Annotated in this window: 18 protein-coding genes; 9 read left to right on the forward strand and 9 right to left on the reverse strand. The window is 56.3% G+C overall.

Translation table 11 applies throughout. The features are described 5' to 3' along the window. The 6 genes from ABYK60_RS11625 to ABYK60_RS11650 form a co-directional block, all read right to left on the reverse strand. Window positions 1–2,757 (reverse strand): efflux RND transporter permease subunit (locus tag ABYK60_RS11625; protein WP_372872189.1); only part of this gene is annotated, 2,757 nt, incomplete at its 3' end. 14 nt (window positions 2,758–2,771) lie between these two features. Beyond that, window positions 2,772–3,944 (reverse strand): efflux RND transporter periplasmic adaptor subunit, encoded by a 1,173-nt coding sequence (locus ABYK60_RS11630; protein WP_372872220.1) that lies wholly within the window; start codon window positions 3,942–3,944, stop codon window positions 2,772–2,774. A 44-nt stretch (window positions 3,945–3,988) separates the two neighbouring features. Then, window positions 3,989–5,308, reverse strand: a complete 1,320-nt coding sequence (locus tag ABYK60_RS11635) for a TolC family protein (protein ID WP_372872190.1) — start codon at window positions 5,306–5,308, stop codon at window positions 3,989–3,991. Window positions 5,309–5,575: 267 nt separating this feature from the next. Further along, a complete protein-coding gene (locus ABYK60_RS11640; protein WP_372872191.1) occupies window positions 5,576–6,001 on the reverse strand; it encodes a hypothetical protein in 426 nt (141 codons plus the stop codon). A gap of 92 nt (window positions 6,002–6,093) precedes the next feature. Next, complete coding sequence (locus ABYK60_RS11645; protein ID WP_240591991.1) at window positions 6,094–6,270, reverse strand: DUF3012 domain-containing protein; 177 nt, start codon at window positions 6,268–6,270, stop codon at window positions 6,094–6,096. Between the two features lie 29 nt (window positions 6,271–6,299). Continuing rightward, complete coding sequence (locus ABYK60_RS11650; RefSeq protein WP_372872221.1) at window positions 6,300–6,671, reverse strand: STAS/SEC14 domain-containing protein; 372 nt, start codon at window positions 6,669–6,671, stop codon at window positions 6,300–6,302. Window positions 6,672–6,762: 91 nt separating this feature from the next. Between ABYK60_RS11650 and arfB the strand changes: the two genes are divergently transcribed. The 4 genes from arfB to ABYK60_RS11670 all read left to right on the forward strand — a co-directional run bounded on the left by arfB (window position 6,763) and on the right by ABYK60_RS11670 (window position 9,554). Continuing rightward, a complete protein-coding gene (gene arfB, locus ABYK60_RS11655) occupies window positions 6,763–7,176 on the forward strand; it encodes an alternative ribosome rescue aminoacyl-tRNA hydrolase ArfB (RefSeq protein WP_372872192.1) in 414 nt (137 codons plus the stop codon). 143 nt (window positions 7,177–7,319) lie between these two features. Beyond that, on the forward strand, window positions 7,320–7,778 hold the full coding sequence (gene aroQ / locus ABYK60_RS11660; protein ID WP_372872193.1) for a type II 3-dehydroquinate dehydratase: 459 nt from the start codon (window positions 7,320–7,322) through the stop codon (window positions 7,776–7,778). A gap of 5 nt (window positions 7,779–7,783) precedes the next feature. Continuing rightward, window positions 7,784–8,212, forward strand: a complete 429-nt coding sequence (accB, locus tag ABYK60_RS11665) for an acetyl-CoA carboxylase biotin carboxyl carrier protein (RefSeq protein WP_372872222.1) — start codon at window positions 7,784–7,786, stop codon at window positions 8,210–8,212. Beyond that, on the forward strand, window positions 8,202–9,554 hold the full coding sequence (locus ABYK60_RS11670; RefSeq protein ID WP_372872194.1) for an acetyl-CoA carboxylase biotin carboxylase subunit: 1,353 nt from the start codon (window positions 8,202–8,204) through the stop codon (window positions 9,552–9,554). Before accB ends, ABYK60_RS11670 begins: the two co-directional genes overlap by 11 nt. 6 nt (window positions 9,555–9,560) lie before the next feature. On the opposite strand, the gene ABYK60_RS11675 is transcribed toward ABYK60_RS11670, so the two are convergent. From ABYK60_RS11675 to ABYK60_RS11685, 3 genes are all read right to left on the reverse strand, one after another. Beyond that, a complete protein-coding gene (locus tag ABYK60_RS11675; RefSeq protein ID WP_372872195.1) occupies window positions 9,561–10,616 on the reverse strand; it encodes an MJ1255/VC2487 family glycosyltransferase in 1,056 nt (351 codons plus the stop codon). A gap of 19 nt (window positions 10,617–10,635) precedes the next feature. Beyond that, the gene (locus ABYK60_RS11680; RefSeq protein ID WP_372872196.1) at window positions 10,636–11,148 is read right to left on the reverse strand and encodes a phosphatase PAP2 family protein; all 513 of its coding nucleotides are present in this window, start codon (window positions 11,146–11,148) and stop codon (window positions 10,636–10,638) included. 103 nt (window positions 11,149–11,251) lie between these two features. Further along, window positions 11,252–11,500 carry a uroporphyrinogen decarboxylase gene (locus ABYK60_RS11685; RefSeq protein WP_372872197.1) on the reverse strand — a complete coding sequence of 83 codons (249 nt, stop codon included), beginning with the start codon at window positions 11,498–11,500 and terminating at the stop codon, window positions 11,252–11,254. A gap of 339 nt (window positions 11,501–11,839) precedes the next feature. On the opposite strand from ABYK60_RS11685, the gene rraA reads away from it, so the two are divergent. The 5 genes from rraA to ubiB all read left to right on the forward strand — a co-directional run bounded on the left by rraA (window position 11,840) and on the right by ubiB (window position 16,754). Then, window positions 11,840–12,325 carry a ribonuclease E activity regulator RraA gene (rraA, locus tag ABYK60_RS11690; protein WP_372872198.1) on the forward strand — a complete coding sequence of 162 codons (486 nt, stop codon included), beginning with the start codon at window positions 11,840–11,842 and terminating at the stop codon, window positions 12,323–12,325. 128 nt (window positions 12,326–12,453) lie between these two features. Beyond that, window positions 12,454–13,491: a formimidoylglutamase gene (locus ABYK60_RS11695; protein ID WP_372872199.1), complete on the forward strand. Its 1,038-nt coding sequence runs from the start codon at window positions 12,454–12,456 to the stop codon at window positions 13,489–13,491. A gap of 244 nt (window positions 13,492–13,735) precedes the next feature. Further along, window positions 13,736–14,491: a bifunctional demethylmenaquinone methyltransferase/2-methoxy-6-polyprenyl-1,4-benzoquinol methylase UbiE gene (gene ubiE, locus ABYK60_RS11700; RefSeq protein ID WP_372872200.1), complete on the forward strand. Its 756-nt coding sequence runs from the start codon at window positions 13,736–13,738 to the stop codon at window positions 14,489–14,491. Continuing rightward, window positions 14,491–15,108 (forward strand): SCP2 domain-containing protein, encoded by a 618-nt coding sequence (locus ABYK60_RS11705; RefSeq protein WP_372872201.1) that lies wholly within the window; start codon window positions 14,491–14,493, stop codon window positions 15,106–15,108. The genes ubiE and ABYK60_RS11705 overlap by 1 nt, the downstream gene beginning before the upstream one ends. Beyond that, window positions 15,105–16,754 carry a ubiquinone biosynthesis regulatory protein kinase UbiB gene (gene ubiB, locus ABYK60_RS11710; protein WP_372872202.1) on the forward strand — a complete coding sequence of 550 codons (1,650 nt, stop codon included), beginning with the start codon at window positions 15,105–15,107 and terminating at the stop codon, window positions 16,752–16,754. Before ABYK60_RS11705 ends, ubiB begins: the two co-directional genes overlap by 4 nt. Window positions 16,755–16,782: the final 28 nt, after the last annotated feature.

A 16,782-nucleotide genomic window follows, 5' to 3' on the forward strand; every position in this document is an offset into this window, starting at 1 on the left:
GCCGAAGGAGAAGTACAGCAGGAGTGCTATCAAGCCGATGGACACAGGCACCACCAGCATCAGCTTGGCCTGGGCCCGCTGCTGGTTTTCGTACTGACCACCCACACTGACGGTATAACCCGGCGGCAAATCGGCCTCAGGCACCAGGGCGTATATGTCTTTCACCACCGAGCCCATATCGCGGCCAGACACGTTGGCCTGCACCACCACCCGGCGCTGCACATCGTCGCGGCGAATGTTAGGCGGTGCCATTTCCACCACCACATCGGCCACCTCACCCAGGCGTACCCGGGCGCCGTTGGCGCCAACCAGCAAGAGATCCGCTATGGCATCTGCGCTGGCGCGGGTATCGGCCTTGAGGCGCACATTGATGTCGTAGCGGGCGTTGCCGTCAATCACCTGCCCGGCGGCGCTGCCACCAATGCCGGTGCTGACGAGGTTCATCACCTCATCCACGCTGATGCCGTAGCGCGCCAGACGGGCACGGTCAGGGCGCACCACCAGCTGAGCTTCGCCGCTCACCTGCTCAAGCGACACATCCACGGCGCCGGGCACCTTGGAAACCAGATCCGAAAGCTGCTGACCCTTTTCGGCCAGCACATCCAAATCCGGGCCAAACAGCTTAATGGCAAGCTGAGCCTTTACGCCGGATAAGAGCTCATCCACCCGGGTGGCAATCGGCTGAGAGAAGGTAAACAGCAGACCCGGGAACACCGACAGCTTTTCTTCCATCAGTCGCTGCAGCTCGGCGCGACTGGCGGCTGACTGCCACTCATCGATGGGCTTAAGGCCGATATAGATTTCGATGTTGCTCACAGGCTCAGGGTCGCCGCCAAGCTCAGGGGCACCGATACGCGACAGCGCATAATCCACCTCGGGAAATTCCATCAGCATGGCTTCAAGCTTGGGCGCCACCATCAACGAGGTATCCAGGCTCGCGGTGGGCGCCAGGGTGACCCGCAGGTTGATGGTGCCTTCTTCAAGCTCGGGCACAAACTCGGTGCCAAGCCGTGGCAGCAGCGCCATGCTGAGACCAAACAGCACCAGCGCTGTGATACCCACGGTTTTGGGGCGCGCCATAACGGCGCCCAGCACCCGGCGATAGCCTTTATCGATGGGGGTAAGCAGCGGGCTTTGGCGCAGATGCACGCCGCGGCGAAACAGGTACACTGCCAGCGCAGGCACCACCACCAGCGCTACCATCAGTGCCGACAGCATGGCCAGAATGATGCTGACCGCCATCGGCTGAAACAGCTTGCCTTCCACCCCTTCGAGGGCAAACAGCGGCGCAAACACCACGATAATAATGAGGGTTGCAAAGAAAATCGGGCTACATACTTCCCGTGCCGCCTGCAAAATCCGCATGGCAATACCGCCATAGCCGCCTTCACGGTGGGCATCTTCTTCACTGAGGCCTGGGTCGGTTGGCAAGCCGTTATCAACCCGGCCTTCAGGCTGGGTGAGGTGGCGGAAAATGTTCTCCACCATCACCACAGAGCCATCCACCAGCATACCGATGGCCACGGCGAGGCCGCCGAGAGACATCAGGTTGGCCGACATGCCAAAGTAAGACATCACCATCAGCGCCAGCGCGATGGAAACCGGAATAGACAAGAGCACCAGCGCGGTGGCGCGCACATTCACCAAAAACAGCGCCAGCACAGCCACAATAAACACAAAGGCCAGCAACAGGGCATCGCGCACCGTGGCCACCGCCTTGGTTACCAGATCCGACTGGTCGTAGAACACCTCGAAGGTCACCCCATTCGGCAATGCCTGCTGAATAAGGGCGGTGCGGCTGTTGATGTCGTCGATGGTCGCCTTGGTGTTGGCGCCCATACGCTTGAGGATAACCCCAGCCACCACTTCACCCAGCACCTGCGGACTACCGGCTTCATCACGGCGGGTCATGGTCACGGCACCGACGCGGATTTCACTGCCAAAGGCAACCTGAGCCACATCCATAATCCGCACCGGCGTGCCCTGCCATTCGGTCAGCGGAATTTGCGCAATGGCATCGAGCCCCGCTTCACCGGCAGGCAAGAGGCCATAACCGCGCACCACCAGTTGCTCTTGGCCCTTGGCCATAAACCAGCCACCGGCGTTGCGGTTGTTGCCCTCCAGCGCCCTAGTCACATCGTCCAGTTTGAGGCCATAAGAGAGCAGCTTGGCCGGGTCGACCTGCACCTGATACTGACGCACCTCACCACCGAACGAGAGCACATCGGTCACGCCGCCCACCGGCATCATGATGAGCTTCACCAGATAGTCGTTGAGGCTGCGAAGCTCGTCAGGCGCTATGCCAGACTCGGGCGCCGCCCGCAGAATGTACTGGTACACCTGCCCAAGGCCAGAGGTGTTGGGGCCGATTTCCGGCACCCCCACGCCCTGGGGGATCATCTCCCTTGCCGCCTGCAACTGCTCAAACACCTGCTGACGGGCGAAGTAGATGTCGGTGCCCTCTTCAAACACCACGGTCACAATGGACAGCCCGGTGCGCGACAAAGAGCGCACCTCGGTGACCGAAGGCAGGGCATACATGGCCGATTCCACCGGGTAGCTGATGAGCTTTTCCACCTCTTCGGCGGCAAGTCCCTCGGCCGCGGTATTCACCTGTACCTGCACGTTGGTCACATCGGGAAAGGCATCCAGATTCAACCTCGGCAGCATCACGGCAGCAGCTGCCATGGCGGCTATCAAAAAGATGAGCACTATCAGACGGCTTCGTACCGCCTGCTCTATGAGTTTCTGTAGCATGGCTTGCCCTCTTATCAGTGGTTGTGGATATCAAAACCAGACTTGGCCAGTTCGGACGCCAGGAAGAAGGCACCGGACATCACCACGGCGCTGCCGGGCTCAATCCCCTTCACCAGATTCAGGCCGCGCGCTCGGGCCTCAATTTCCACTTCCACCGCCTCAAAGCCGTCGGCGTCTTCCACAAACACCTGCCAGTCGCCATCGCCGCTGCGACTCAGAGCCGAGTCCGGCAGCACTATTCCCTGTTGGCCGCCCTGCTGATTGGCTTGCTGGGGCAAAAACAGCTCGGCAAACTCACCGGCATGCACTTCATGGCCGGGGTTTGCCATCGACAGCAGCACCTGCTCGGTACGGGTGATGGGGTTAAGCTCGTGGGAGCGGCCAATCACCTTGGCCTCAAGCCACTTACCCGATACGCTCACCCGGGCATCACTGCCCATGGCAAGACCACGGGACTGCGCCGGCGTCAGCTCGGCCTCCACCCACAGGAAGGATTCGTCGGTCAGTTGCATCAGCGGCGAGCCGGCCGCCAATACCTGACCACGGCTGGCCACATCCTGCTGCACCCGGCCCTTGATGGGCGCGAGCAGCTTAAAGCTGCCGATACTGCCGGGGGCCGACTCCAGTGCCTTTATCTGGGCGCCCGTCATCTTGATGGACTCGAGGATGGCGCGCTTAAGCTCGTAATCCACCCGCGCCTGCAGCCTGCGGGATTGACTCACGGCACTTTCGCCCATGCGGCTGATGCGGCTCCATTCGGTGGCAGCATTGATATAGTCGGCCTGGGCCTGAGCAATGGCAGCGCCGCCGAGAGTGAGTAAAGGCTCACCCTGTTTTACCTCTTGGCCGGGCACCACATGGCGCTCAAGCACCCGCACTTCAAGCTGAGGCGCCAGGGTAATGGTACGGTCACGGTCCACCACCAGACTGGCGGTGGCCACGGCACTTAAATCAAAGCCTGTGGCAGACAGGGTTTCGACCCGAATACCAGCAAGGTCGCGTTGGCTCTGACTGAGCTTTAGCGCCTTGTCTTCGTCATGGGCGTCTGCGGCTTCTGCGGCGCCTTGTGCCGCGTCATGGTCGTGGCCATCGCCTGCCCAGGCAGGCTGTGACACAGGTAAAGCAAACGCGAGTGCAACCGCGAACGCCAGTGCCGAAAAGTAAGTGTTGGTATTCATTGCAGACATGGCGTTTGCTCCGCTGATAACTGATTTACTGAAGAAAAATGGTTTCATTGCCGCGCCTCCGCTGAGGTGTTTTCGGCGCCCGCAACCGGGGGCTGGTGCGTGCCCGGCGCAGGCACCAGGGTCGCCAACTGGCCGCTTTGCCCCATCCAGTCAAGCCAGTTCTGATACAGACGCGCCTCAAGCTCGGTACCGGCAATAAAGCTTTGGGTCAGCTGACGTTTACCCTGCAAAAAATCTGAGGTGCTGATATCACCTGCACGCCACTGACTGGCAAGGGAAGCGCCCAAAGTTGATGCCGAGCCACGCACCCTTTGCTTCCAGGCCTGCCAACTGGCCTGCAATTTGGGCTGGGCATACTGATACTGGCGCCAGGCCTGAGTCAGTGCCCGCTCACTCGCCAGGTACTGCTGCTCGGCGCCAATACCGGCTTCAGTGGCGGCGGCAATGGCATCGCTGTAGTTGTTGCGCACCTTAAGGGGAATGCTGACATTGAGCCCGAGCTTGTTGTCAGAGCCTTCTTTTTCGGCGCCCAGGGTCAGGGTGGGATCGGCGCTGATATCGGCCCTGACCTTGTCAGCGCCGAGCCTTGCCAGTTGCACATCCTGATAAGCGAGCCTGAGTGCAGGCAACTGTTGCAGCGCCGATTGCGCCAGCTCAGTGCTACCCGCAGATGCCATCAGTGAGGCCATGGAAATCTCAGGCAGCGTCAGGGTTTCGAACATTTGCAGCAGCCGGGTATCGGCATCGATGGCGGCCTGCTCGGCCATGGCAAGGTCGGCCTCAAGGGACGCCAGATCCAGCTCAATCAGCGACAATTCAACGGCACTGATAAGGCCGCCACGCTTAAGCTCGGCTGCGAGTTCCAGCTGCGCCCGGGCAAATTCGCGCTGCTCGGTTTGAAACCCGAGCACGGCGGCGGTTTGCTTCCTCGCCACCATGGCGCTTAACGCCTCAGCCCACAGCCGACTGCGCTCCAGCGCAAGCTCAGCTTCAGCGCGGCGCAGCTGTGCCAGTGCCTCATTTTGTGCCGCCTGCTGCTTATCGCCCCAATCGAGGGTTTGGCTAACCGACAGGCTGTAGCTGTCGGTATCGGCGTTTTGGTATCCAAGCCCCAGCTCGGGGTTGTAAACCGCGTTGCCGGCGGCTTTGAGATTCAGCTCGGCCACCCGTACCCTGGCACGGGCGGCGCTGAGGGCTGGCAGCGCTTCGATGGTTTGAGCAAGGCGTTGAATGTCTGTGCCATCGGCTGTGGCTTGTTGGCGGTTGCCCACGGCAGCCGTGTTGGCCGCAGACGCATCGCCAGCCACGGCCTGGCTGCTGCCAAGCACGGCCAACAAGGCGGCCGCAAGTAAAGTCTGTTTCATGCAGAGTCCTGAACATTAAGGGACAAAGTCGGTTAACGCGCCCGGGGGCGGTTACGGCTTGAGGAAAGATGCGGCTTTGGGGCAACGACAACACAGGCAGCGGGCGCGATTCCGGTCTGATGCGTCGGAATTTGGCCACAAGGCAACGTGTGAAATGTTAGTCAGCGACTGTGGTTCGGGATCGAGTCAGGGCTGCGGCGCGCAGCAGCCTGAGCCACATGGCCCGGCACAGCAAACAAGTCGTCATCTTTCCTGGGAATGTCAGGCTTAAGCGATGGGGGGGCGGTAATCGGGGCGGCCCACTACCGAAAGGTAGTCAGACTCATGACCCTGAACCTGGTTGGTAAGGGGGTGATAATCGAGATTAGCCAGGCCTGCGACCAGGCTTGGATGACCGCCATGACAATGGCAATCAAGACAAAGATCCAGCTGTTTCAGCTCGGTTTTTTCAACCTTGTCGTGTTGATGAGTGTCACTGGCCACGATTTCAGGTGGGCAGGTGCATTCAATACATTCACCTATGGATGTCACCTCGGCCATAAAGGTCAGGTGGCTGTGATTCAATTCTTCCTCACTCACATTGCCACTGTGCAACTGGTGCGCGCCCAGGTTGGCACCTGCAAATTGCAGTACCACCACGGCCAGCAGCATCAGGCTCAGTCTGTGCAGTGTGTTAAGGGAAAAACGAATCAATTCAATCCTCGGCTGATTGCTGCGCCCAACAGGGGGCGCTTTGCAAAGTAAGACCGGGGATGCTTGGTTAAGTTCCCCGGCCTGACAAACTCTTACTTGAATACGCAGTGCTTGGCGTAATCGGCCGCCTCATTGGCGCTCCAGTCGCCTTTGGGCTTTTCTTCCATCTTCTTACACCAGGCTTCGCTGCCCACTTCGGGGGCACAGGCGGCCAGACCGGCAACCAGAGTCAGGGCGGCGGCCACTTTGGCCAGAGTCAATTTTGTCATGTTAATGCTTCCTTGTAAGTTGTTGGTTTTTATACTTTGACTTGCGATCTCTTTTGGATCCATTCAATGGCTTTTGCCTTATCCTGCAAAGGGAACCAGGCCACTTCGCCCCGCACAAAGGGACCAAGTAAACGGATGGCGTTACCCACCCAATCCGGTCCACCCACAAATACCAGGGCATCGAATGGAGGTAACTGTACCTCACCGGCTCCGGACAGGGAAGCTTGCTCCCAGCCTTCCAGCAGCACGTCGGCCTCTATATACAGGCAAACCTGCCCCCAATCCTCGCGGTAGCGTTTGATGGCCGGCTGCAGGCGGGTGCGATAATCCTGGGCCGTAATGCGGCCACTGGCAAAAAGACTGATCACACCCTTAGCAATCTCGGGGATCTGGCATAACATAGAGGGGTCTCCATGGGACAGGCTCGGCCAACTGCCGAGGCTACCGATAATATCAAATTCTTTATTCAGGCAATAAGCCAAAAATCTGGCCATGATCACAATCTCACAGCGGGTTCAGCTTCAGGAACAGGAAATCGAGTGGCAATTCATCCGCTCCAGCGGCGCCGGTGGCCAGAATGTCAATAAGGTGTCCACCTGCGCCCAGCTAATTTTCGATATCAATGCATCGTCTCTGCCTGAGTTCTATAAGGAAAAACTGCTGGCCAAAAGTGACCATCGCATCACCCAGAGCGGCAAAATTATCATTAAATGTCAGGAAAGCCGCAGCCAGGAAGCCAATCGCGAGACAGCGCTGGCACAGTTTATCGAGCTGATTCGATCGGTCAATGTGGTGCAGAAAAAACGCATTCCGACCAAGGCTACCCGTGCCAGCCAAAAGCGGCGGGTGGATGCAAAAAAACAACGGGGCAGCACCAAATCGATGCGGGGTAAAGTAAGCTTTTGAGTCCGAGCAGGGTGCCATACGCATTCCACACTTATACCGCGCTGCCTTCGTCAAATTTAATTACATTGAAAATGCTGCCAACTTTGGCGATATTGAGGCTAATTTGAGTTTAACGTGTCGTTAACTGACAAAAAGGAATGACCATGTCTGCCTCTCAATCTACCCCCAAGGTATTGCTTATCAACGGCCCCAACCTCAACTTGCTGGGCACCCGGGAGCCGGGAGTGTATGGCAGCAAAACCCTGGCGCAAATTGTGGCCGAACTGGAGCAAAAAGCCGCCGAGCTGAGCGTGCAACTGGCACATATCCAGTCCAATGCCGAGCATGTATTGATTGATGCCATTCATCAAACAGATGCCGATTTTGTAATTATCAATCCTGCCGCCTTTACCCATACCAGCGTGGCGCTGCGGGATGCCCTGCTGGGTGTAGCCCTGCCCTTTATTGAAGTGCACCTGTCCAATGTACATGCCCGCGAACCCTTCCGCCATCATTCGTACTTCTCCGACAAAGCCGTGGGAGTGATCCTGGGTCTGGGGCCGAAAGGTTACGCTCTGGCACTGGAGGCCGCCGCCGAGCGGTTACATCAAGGAGGCAAGTAATGGCTATGGATCTGCGTAAAATAAAAAAGTTGATTGAGCTGGTGCAGGAGTCGGGCATCAACGAGCTGGAAGTACGTGAAGGTGAAGAGTCGGTGCGAATTATCCGCCATGGCAACCTGCCAGCCCAGGTAGCCGATGCCAGCCAGACACCAGCGCCCATTGCAGTGTCTTCTCGTTCTGCCAACCACCAGGGCCACAGAGTCCTCTCGCCCATGGTCGGCACATTCTATCGCGCCCCCAGCCCCGAGGCTCGCCCCTTTGTGGAAGTGGGCTCCGAAGTGGCCATCGGCGACACCCTGGCTGTGATTGAAGCCATGAAGATGATGAATCAGATTGCGGCCGACAAGGCCGGGGTGGTGAAAGCCATTTTGGTGGACAACACCAGTCCGGTGGAGTTTGACCAGCCATTGTTTGTGATAGGCGATGCAGACTAAAGCTTCCCCTCACAAAGTACTGTTTCGCAAGGTACTGATTGCCAATCGCGGCGAAATCGCGGTGCGTATCATCCGCGCCTGCCACCAATTGGGGCTGGCTACAGTCGCTGTGTATTCCAGCGTCGACAGGGGCGCGCTGCACACTCAGCTTGCCAACGAGTGCATTTGCATAGGTTCTGCGCCCGCCAAAGACAGCTACCTGAATATAAATGCCCTGCTTACGGCAGCGCGTATCTCGGGTGCTGATGCAGTGCATCCGGGTTATGGCTTTCTATCAGAGCGGGCCGACTTCGCCCGGGCGGTAGCCGCTGAAGGGCTGGTATTTTTAGGCCCTGATGCCGACACCATTGCCACCATGGGCGATAAGGTCAGCGCCATCACAGCCATGAAAGCCGTTGGCATTCCCACCCTGCCGGGATCAAATGGCGCGCTTGGTGATGACATCGCCCTAATCGATGCGCTCGCCGATACCATAGGCTATCCGGTACTTATCAAAGCCAGTGCCGGTGGTGGTGGCCGCGGTATGCGCAGGGTCGACTCTGCCAAGGGGCTCAAAGACGCCATTGAGCTGACCCGCAGCGAGGCCAAAGCGGCCTTCGGTGATGGCACCCTGTATCTTGAAAAATTCCTGACCCATCCAAGACACATCGAATTTCAAATACTCGCCAATGGCGACCATGCACTGTGTCTTGGCGAGCGCGACTGTTCTGCCCAGCGCCGTCATCAAAAGCTGATTGAAGAAGCGCCGGCTCCGGGTATCGACAGAGGCCTTATCGAGTCCATGATGCGCCGCTGTGAGCAGGCCTGCAGGGCGCTTGGCTATCGCGGTGTGGGCACTTTCGAGTTTTTATATCAGGATGGGGAGTTTTTCTTTATCGAGATGAATACCCGCATTCAGGTGGAGCATACGGTCACCGAGATGGTCAGCGGCATTGATTTGATTGCTGCCCAGCTGCAGCTGGCACAGGGCGCTGCGCTGCCCAAGGCACCAGAGGTACGGGGCCATGCGATTGAGTGCCGTATCAACGCCGAAAACACCCTCACCCAACTGCCAAGCCCGGGCAGAGTCAGCGCGCTCCAGATCCCCGGCGGCCCGGGCGTACGCTGGGACTCGGCGCTGTTTGCCGGTGCCGCTGTGCCGCCCCACTATGACTCCATGGTCGGTAAGCTGATTTGCCATGGCGACAGCCGCGAGCAGGCTATCGCCAGAATGCAGCAGGCACTGACCGAACTGGACATCCGCGGCATCGACACCAATCAGGCGCTGCATCTTCGACTGCTTTCAAGCCCGGACTTCAGCCCCTGGCAGAAAGATATCCACTTCGCGGCCAAGCTGGTATAGCGAAGCTCAGCGCCAGCTATCCGGCAGGCTTACCTGCTCCCATAATTCGCGGCTCAGGCGCTGAGATGAGTCGCCCTTGCTGTCCTGCCAGCCGCCGCTGCCAAGCCAATCCACCAGCGCATCACCCACGGCTGGGTAGCGCACCGGCTCGGGGCTTGAACACTTGAGCCAGCTTTTCAGGGTCTGGGGACTTAACTGCATCATGCTGTCGGCGGCGCCAAGCAGTTGCAGAGCAGCCACGTTGGAGAGCTGCTCAAACTGCCCCAGCAGGGGTTTTACCAGCAGTTTCTTACCCAGTGTCAGGGCTTCGCTGGCAAGCTCGAAACCTGCATTGGCCACCACACCGCCAGCCGCAGCAAGATGGCGGCGAAACCCCTGCCGACAAAATCCATACCACTGTATATGCGCAGGAACTTCGCTTCCGGGCGATTGGGAGTGATACACCAGAAAGCGGTAATTTTCGAAGGGTTTCAGCAAAGTCACTATGGCCTCTGGCGACTCAAAGGGCAGGTACACCAGAATATCGTGACCATGCTCTTCGCTGACATCATCCACCTCCACAAAGGGCGGCAGCAACGGAAAGCCGAAGTGATGCCAGTGGCAGCCCAGGGCCATATCCACCGGGGCGAAGTAATCCAGCAGCTTTTCATTAAACCAGGTGTTGCCCACCTTGGGCACATCAAACCGCAGCGCCGCCTGATGGCTGATACCGATACAGGGCACCTTTTGCAGTCTGGCTGCCCAGGCGCTCACCGGTTCAAAATCATTAAGCACCAGATCATAGCCGGACAAATCCAAACCCCGAATGTCCTGCCACCAACGGCAGTTGAGGTTTTCGCGCATTGTATCGACCGAGTTGATTTTGCCGGCCTGACTGACGAAGGTCAGCCCCCTGGCCACCCTGAAATCACCAAAGTCCTCCATATCAAAGAACTGCGATTTGGGTCTGCCGCTGAACAGATAATCCACCTGCACATCCCTGCGATCCAATGCCTTGGCCATCACCCTGGCTCGGCTTAAATGGCCATTCCCAGTCCCCTGCACTCCGTACAGAATTTTCATAGATTCAATGACATCCTTATCAATAGAAGCTGTTAATCCACACGACCGATACCGTGCCAAGGGCTGCACCGGCAAGAATATCCATGGGGTAATGCACCCCCAGCACCACCCGCGAGAGCCCTATCAACCCTGCCCAACCGTAGGCAACAAACAACGCCGCCGGATAGACACAGGTAATGGCGGTTGCCATCACAAAGGCCGCAGCAGTGTGTCCCGAAGGCAAGCTGAATTTGTCAGAGGGTTCTAAGCTGCATTCAAAGCCCAGGGCCGCGTGGCACGGACGGGTTCGGCGGATACTGTTTTTCAACAATAAATAAAGAGGAAGTTCCAGCGTAAACGCCAGTAATGCCAGTTTGAAGAACTGATTGCCGTAAGAGTCAAACAGCAGCAAACCAACACTCAGGTATAAATAGAAGGGACCATCACCGGTGGCAGAGACCCGCAAAGCGCTACGCTGAAATCCATGCCGGGAAGCTTTGCCGTGGATTAGCTGAAAACCGCGCCTGTCGAGCTCGGTCAGATATGTGAGCATTCGGCCTCCGGAGTTTGCGTCAGGACAGACCGAATAATAGAGAATTTACGTGACGGGGCGGTGACACCCGCCCGACACTTTTATGACATTGCAGCGCCGAAAATCAGGCAGTTACAACGTTTTGGGTTTTAGCACGGTAGATTTTGACCAGGTGATAGACGTTGATACAGGCAACGAAAGCATTCATGCCCGCCACCGGCCAGGCCGTAATGGCAACACCGTAGGCAACAAACAGGCTGCAGCCGACAAAGTTCAGCCATCTCAACCAAATAATATCTTTCATCATCAGTGAGATAGCAACCATTACCGAGGCCATGTAGCCAACGATTTCAGTCATGTTCAAAGCTTCCATAAGGCACCTCGAAATAAGGCCCTCTGCCTTCCCTGAGCTTAATGGGGGGTCCGTGCCCCTAAAGCGATTTGTTAATTAAAACTGGATTGGGACTGGGGACAATGCTAACAAAAACGCCCACAGCATTGTAATAAAAAAACGTCATATGATGACAGATGTCAAAAAAACGCGCTACAAACATTAGAAGTGATGAAATTATCCTACAAAGCCACAAATGGACTAACCCAGGGCAATACCGTGATTGATAACACTTTTCTTTTCAAGATTCCCTTATATACTGGCCTTAGTTCACCCGGGAACGACCTATCTGCCTGATATAAGGCGAAACAGGAGATGACTATGGAATACAACACCTCAGAATTATGTGACATGTTTCTGGACGTCGTGGACGTGGTTGAACCCATGTTCAGTAATTACGGTGGTGTTAGCTCATTCGGTGGCGCCATCAGCACAGTCAAATGTTTCGAAGACAACGGCCTAATCGCCGATGTGCTGGCGGAAGAAGGTGAAGGCCGGGTGTTGCTGGTTGACGGTGGCGGCTCGCTGCGCCGTGCGCTGGTGGATGCAACCATTGCCGAGATTGGCGTAAACAATGGCTGGGAAGGCATTATCGTTTACGGCAGTGTGCGCGATGTTGATGCCCTCGAAGAACTGGATATAGGTATTCAGGCCATCGCCTCCATCCCTGTGGGTGCAGACAACAACAGCACCGGCGAGGTGGATGTGCCGGTAAATTTTGGTGGTGTATCCTTCCTGCCCGGCGACCATGTTTATGCCGACAGCACCGGAGTGATCCTGTCACCAGATCCGCTGGACATCGAATAAGTCTGGACGGATGCTTATCTTAAAGCCGGCCTTCGCCGGCTTTTTTAATGGCGATTTTTGCCGCTGACGTTGCCTTTTCAGCCTCCTTTGCCACAATATCGGCAAAGACACCCCTACCCCTACAAGTTATGCAGCACTTAATCACATTCACACCACAAGACATGACCGGCATCCTTGGCCAGCGGACCGGCGAAACCCGCCTTGGCAATCACTTCCTTCTGCCCCAGGGGCACAACCTTGAAGAGTGTCTCGCCAACGCCAAAGCGCTCGGGGCCCGCTTCGTATTACTGGGGGCTGGCGAAGATGCAGGCCCCCGGGCCAACCTGGGTCGTGGCGGTGCCACCAATGCCTTTGAAGCCTGCCTTAAGTGGCTGGTTAACCTGCAATCAAACCGCTTTTATCGCGGCGATGATTGTTTGCTGTTGGGTCAGCTCGATTTTGGCGATCTCTTGCCCGGGGAGGATGCCGAATTAGACGCCCTGCGGGATGCCGTATCCAGGATGGATGACAGGGTAATTGAAGTGGTCAGTGCCATTATGGCTGCCGGACTTGAACCTGTGGTCATCGGCGGCGGCCATAATAATGCCTTCGGGCTGTTGATGTCGGTGAAAAATGCGTTCGGCCGCCCCGCCGCCGCGGTCAATCTGGACCCTCACTCCGATTTTCGTTTGCGGGAAGGACGTCACAGCGGTAATGGCTTCAGCTACGCAGCCGCCAACGGCGCGCTCGACTATTACCATGTGCTTGGTCTGCACGAGCTGAAAAACAGCGAAGCCAACCTGGAGCAGCTCGAAGCCTTCGGCGGCAGCTGGCATAGTCTGCAACAAATATGGGTTCGGGGTGAGCTTACCTTGGACGACGCACTCAAATCCATCAGTAAAAATATCAGAGCTACTGGCCTGCCCGTGGCACTTGAGCTGGACGTGGACGCCATCGCCAATATGCCATCCAGCGCCATGACCGCCGCCGGTATTCCACTGCTGGATGCCACTCGCTATGTGAGTCATATGGCTCGTCATTGCGACTGTACCTATCTGCATCTGGCTGAAGCCGCCCCCTCATGCCACGAAGCCGGTGAAAATGCCGGGCTCAGGGAAGTAGGCCAGAGCCTGACCGAGCTGGTTTACGCTTACCTGCAGGGGCGCCGACTGGCAGCCGGAGCCTGATAAGCATCTGTCTGTAAGATGATTCTTGCAGACAGTTCACCCGGGCTCAGTCGAGCTTCATTAAATTCGCATATTGTGGTCTAATGCGCAGTCACCATAAAACCCTACCGGGCTCACAAGCTTGATATGCTGTTGGGAGCGGGACAGGGACTGGATCACAAAGCTGATTGCTTAAGGATTCAGCAAGAAGCCGGATAGGCATACACTGGCGCGTAACAGTTTGGGAAACAATAGGAAAGAACAGATGTCCGAGGGCACCTCAAATAGTACCCACTTTGGTTTCAAAACCGTAGAATCCGACCAGAAGGCCGATCTGGTTGCCGGAGTGTTCCACTCAGTTGCTGCCAAGTACGACATCATGAATGATGTTATGTCCTTCGGCATTCATCGTCTGTGGAAGCGTTTCACCATTGAAACCGCCGGTGCCCGTCCGGGAATGAAGGTATTGGATCTGGCCGGTGGTACCGGCGATCTCACTGCCAAGTTCTCCCGCCTGGTGGGTGAACGTGGTCAGGTAGTACTGGCTGATATCAACGACTCCATGCTGAAAGTAGGCCGCACCAAGCTCAGAGATTTGGGCGTGGTAGGCAATGTGAACTATGTTCAGGCCAATGCCGAAGCACTGCCGTTTCCCGATAACCACTTCGATATCATCACCATTGCATTCGGCTTGCGTAATGTCACCGATAAAGATGCCGCCCTGCGCTCCATGCAGCGGGTACTCAAGCCCGGCGGAAAGTTGCTGGTACTGGAATTTTCCAAACCACAGCACGAAGCGATGCGCAAACTGTATGACCTTTACAGCTTTAAAATCCTGCCGAAAATGGGCGAGTTTATTGCCCAGGATGCTGGCAGCTATGAGTATCTGGCGGAATCCATTCGCATGCATCCCGATCAGGATACCCTTAAAGGCATGATGCAAAATGCAGGTTTGGAGCAGGTCGATTACATCAACATGACCGATGGTATTGTGGCCCTGCACCGGGGTTACAAATTCTGATGCTGCCAAGGGAGCTGTCACTGATTGTCTGTGGCGCGGTGGAACTGGGCTTTGAGAAGCTACTTGCCCAAACCGGCGCCAGCCCAAGACACTATGGACTTTACGGTAAACGTATTGCCATAGCACTGGCTGAGCTCCCGTTCCCACTGTATTTGATTTTCGATAACAGCATTACTGTACTGAGCCAGTATGAAGCCGACACAGATGTCGGAGTCAAGGCTTCTGTCTCTGCACTCTATGCATTGAGCAAGGGTGACAGCCTCAGTGCGCTGATCAAGGCCGATCGCCTGGATATCGATGGCGATCTCAATGTGTTACAGGGCTTCAGCCGATTACTCAAAGAACAGCAGTTCGATATGGGTGAACCACTGTCCCGTTACCTCGGAGATGGTCCCGCCCACAAACTTCAGTCCGGTGGCCGTTGGCTCGGCGTCGAGCTGAAGCGCATTGGCGACAAGACCTTAAGCCACCTCGCGCAACTTTCCACCGAGGAATACCGACTCGCGCCACACCGCATTGAGTTTATCCATCTCAAGGACAACATTGACTCGCTGGTGCAGGACACTGACACTATCGAGAAAAGAATCAATCAATTAATGGACCGTCTCACACCATGACCCTCGCCAGTCTTCGCCGTGGATATCAGGTCATTCGCACCCTGCTCCACTATGGCCTGGATGATGTACTGCCACCCGCACTCACCCCTTGGTATTTTAAGCTGGCTCGCATAAGCCTTTTTTGGATCCGCAATCGCCATAAGCACACATGCGGCGGTGAGCGTCTGAAATTGGCCATGCAGGAACTGGGACCTGTGTACATTAAATTTGGCCAGATGCTTTCGACCCGTCGCGATCTCCTCAGCGACGAATGGGCCGAACAACTGGCCATGCTGCAGGACAGGGTACCGCCCTTTGATTCAGCACAGGCACGCACGGCCATCGAAGCAGAGCTGGGCTGCGCCATAGACAGCCTGTTTGATGACTTCAACGACACACCGCTGGCATCGGCTTCTATTTCTCAGGTGCATACCGCCACCCTCAAGTCCAACGGTCAACCCGTGGTGCTAAAGGTGCTGCGCCCCAATGTGGAAGCCGGGATCAATGCCGATTTGGAGCTGATGCTGCAAGTGGCTGGCTGGGCTGAACGTTTGCTTGGCAGTGGCAACCGGCTGCGGCCGCTGGAAGTAGTGCAGGACTACCAGAACACTATTTTGGGCGAGCTGAATCTGAAACTCGAAGCCCTCAATGCCACCAAGCTGCGAAACAATTTCCAGGGTTCTGATGCGCTGTATATTCCTTACGTGTACGAAGAGCTGTGCCATCGCCGCCTGATGGTGATGGAGCGCATCGATGGTATTCCTATTGCCGATATTGAGGCGCTGAACGCCCAGGGCACCAATCTTAAGTTACTGGCTGAACGTGGGGTAGAACTGTTTTTTACCCAGGTTTTCCGGGACAACTTTTTCCATGCAGATATGCATCCCGGTAACATTTTTGTCAGCCGTGAGCATCCGGAGAATCCATTTTATATCGGGCTGGACTGCGGCATCATGGGCACGCTCACCGAAGAAGACAAGCGTTACCTTGCCGAAAATTTCCTCGCCTTCTTCAACCGTGACTACCACAGAATTGCCCAACTCTATGTCGAATCAGGCTGGGTATCCTCCAACACTGACATCCTTGCGTTTGAGCAGGCTATCAAGCAAGTATGCGAGCCCATGTTCAATAAGCCGCTGAACGAGATATCCTTCGGTCATGTACTGCTGGAACTGTTCCGCACCGCCAGACGCTTCGATATTGTGGTGCAGCCCCAGTTGGTATTGCTGGAGAAAACCTTGCTGTACATCGAGGGACTGGGCAGACAGTTGTATCCTCAACTGGATCTGTGGCAAACCGCCAAACCATTCCTTGAACGCTGGATGGCCGACCAGGTCGGCCCCAAAGCCATGTTCAAAAAAGTGCAAACCAATTTGCCTTTCTGGTCTGATAAACTTCCTGAATTTCCTGAGCTTATCTACGATAACCTCAAGCTTGGCCGCAAGCTTTTGGGTACACAGCAGCAAATGCTCGATCGCTACCTGAAATATCAGCAAAAGGCACACAAGAGTAACTTTCTGCTCATCAGCTCCGCTGTTTTGTTGATCTGTGGCACTATTTTGTTTGCTCAAACAGATACACTGTGGGTCTCGTCGGTCTGTCTCGGTAGCGGTGCACTAACGTGGATTGCCGGATGGAGATCCAGGCCAAAGAATCGCAAATTTTAGCTAGCACTAAATAACCATAGGTTCATAA

Origin of the sequence: Shewanella sp., from assembly GCF_041630135.1 — a bacterium.
Lineage (GTDB): Bacteria > Pseudomonadota > Gammaproteobacteria > Enterobacterales > Shewanellaceae > Shewanella.

What these genes read in the sequence shown, in the direction of transcription:
- ABYK60_RS11675 (WP_372872195.1), bottom strand. Translation starts at nt 10,616, where the DNA reads ATGAAAATTCTGTACGGAGTGCAGGGGACTGGGAATGGCCATTTAAGC.
- arfB (WP_372872192.1), top strand. Translation starts at nt 6,763, where the DNA reads ATGATCACAATCTCACAGCGGGTTCAGCTTCAGGAACAGGAAATCGAG.
- ABYK60_RS11670 (WP_372872194.1), top strand. Translation starts at nt 8,202, where the DNA reads ATGCAGACTAAAGCTTCCCCTCACAAAGTACTGTTTCGCAAGGTACTG.
- ABYK60_RS11645 (WP_240591991.1), bottom strand. Translation starts at nt 6,270, where the DNA reads ATGACAAAATTGACTCTGGCCAAAGTGGCCGCCGCCCTGACTCTGGTT.
- ABYK60_RS11630 (WP_372872220.1), bottom strand. Translation starts at nt 3,944, where the DNA reads ATGTCTGCAATGAATACCAACACTTACTTTTCGGCACTGGCGTTCGCG.
- aroQ (WP_372872193.1), top strand. Translation starts at nt 7,320, where the DNA reads ATGTCTGCCTCTCAATCTACCCCCAAGGTATTGCTTATCAACGGCCCC.
- ABYK60_RS11635 (WP_372872190.1), bottom strand. Translation starts at nt 5,308, where the DNA reads ATGAAACAGACTTTACTTGCGGCCGCCTTGTTGGCCGTGCTTGGCAGC.
- ABYK60_RS11705 (WP_372872201.1), top strand. Translation starts at nt 14,491, where the DNA reads ATGCTGCCAAGGGAGCTGTCACTGATTGTCTGTGGCGCGGTGGAACTG.
- rraA (WP_372872198.1), top strand. Translation starts at nt 11,840, where the DNA reads ATGGAATACAACACCTCAGAATTATGTGACATGTTTCTGGACGTCGTG.
- accB (WP_372872222.1), top strand. Translation starts at nt 7,784, where the DNA reads ATGGATCTGCGTAAAATAAAAAAGTTGATTGAGCTGGTGCAGGAGTCG.
- ABYK60_RS11650 (WP_372872221.1), bottom strand. Translation starts at nt 6,671, where the DNA reads ATGTTATGCCAGATCCCCGAGATTGCTAAGGGTGTGATCAGTCTTTTT.
- ABYK60_RS11695 (WP_372872199.1), top strand. Translation starts at nt 12,454, where the DNA reads ATGCAGCACTTAATCACATTCACACCACAAGACATGACCGGCATCCTT.
- ABYK60_RS11680 (WP_372872196.1), bottom strand. Translation starts at nt 11,148, where the DNA reads ATGCTCACATATCTGACCGAGCTCGACAGGCGCGGTTTTCAGCTAATC.
- ABYK60_RS11685 (WP_372872197.1), bottom strand. Translation starts at nt 11,500, where the DNA reads ATGGAAGCTTTGAACATGACTGAAATCGTTGGCTACATGGCCTCGGTA.
- ubiB (WP_372872202.1), top strand. Translation starts at nt 15,105, where the DNA reads ATGACCCTCGCCAGTCTTCGCCGTGGATATCAGGTCATTCGCACCCTG.
- ubiE (WP_372872200.1), top strand. Translation starts at nt 13,736, where the DNA reads ATGTCCGAGGGCACCTCAAATAGTACCCACTTTGGTTTCAAAACCGTA.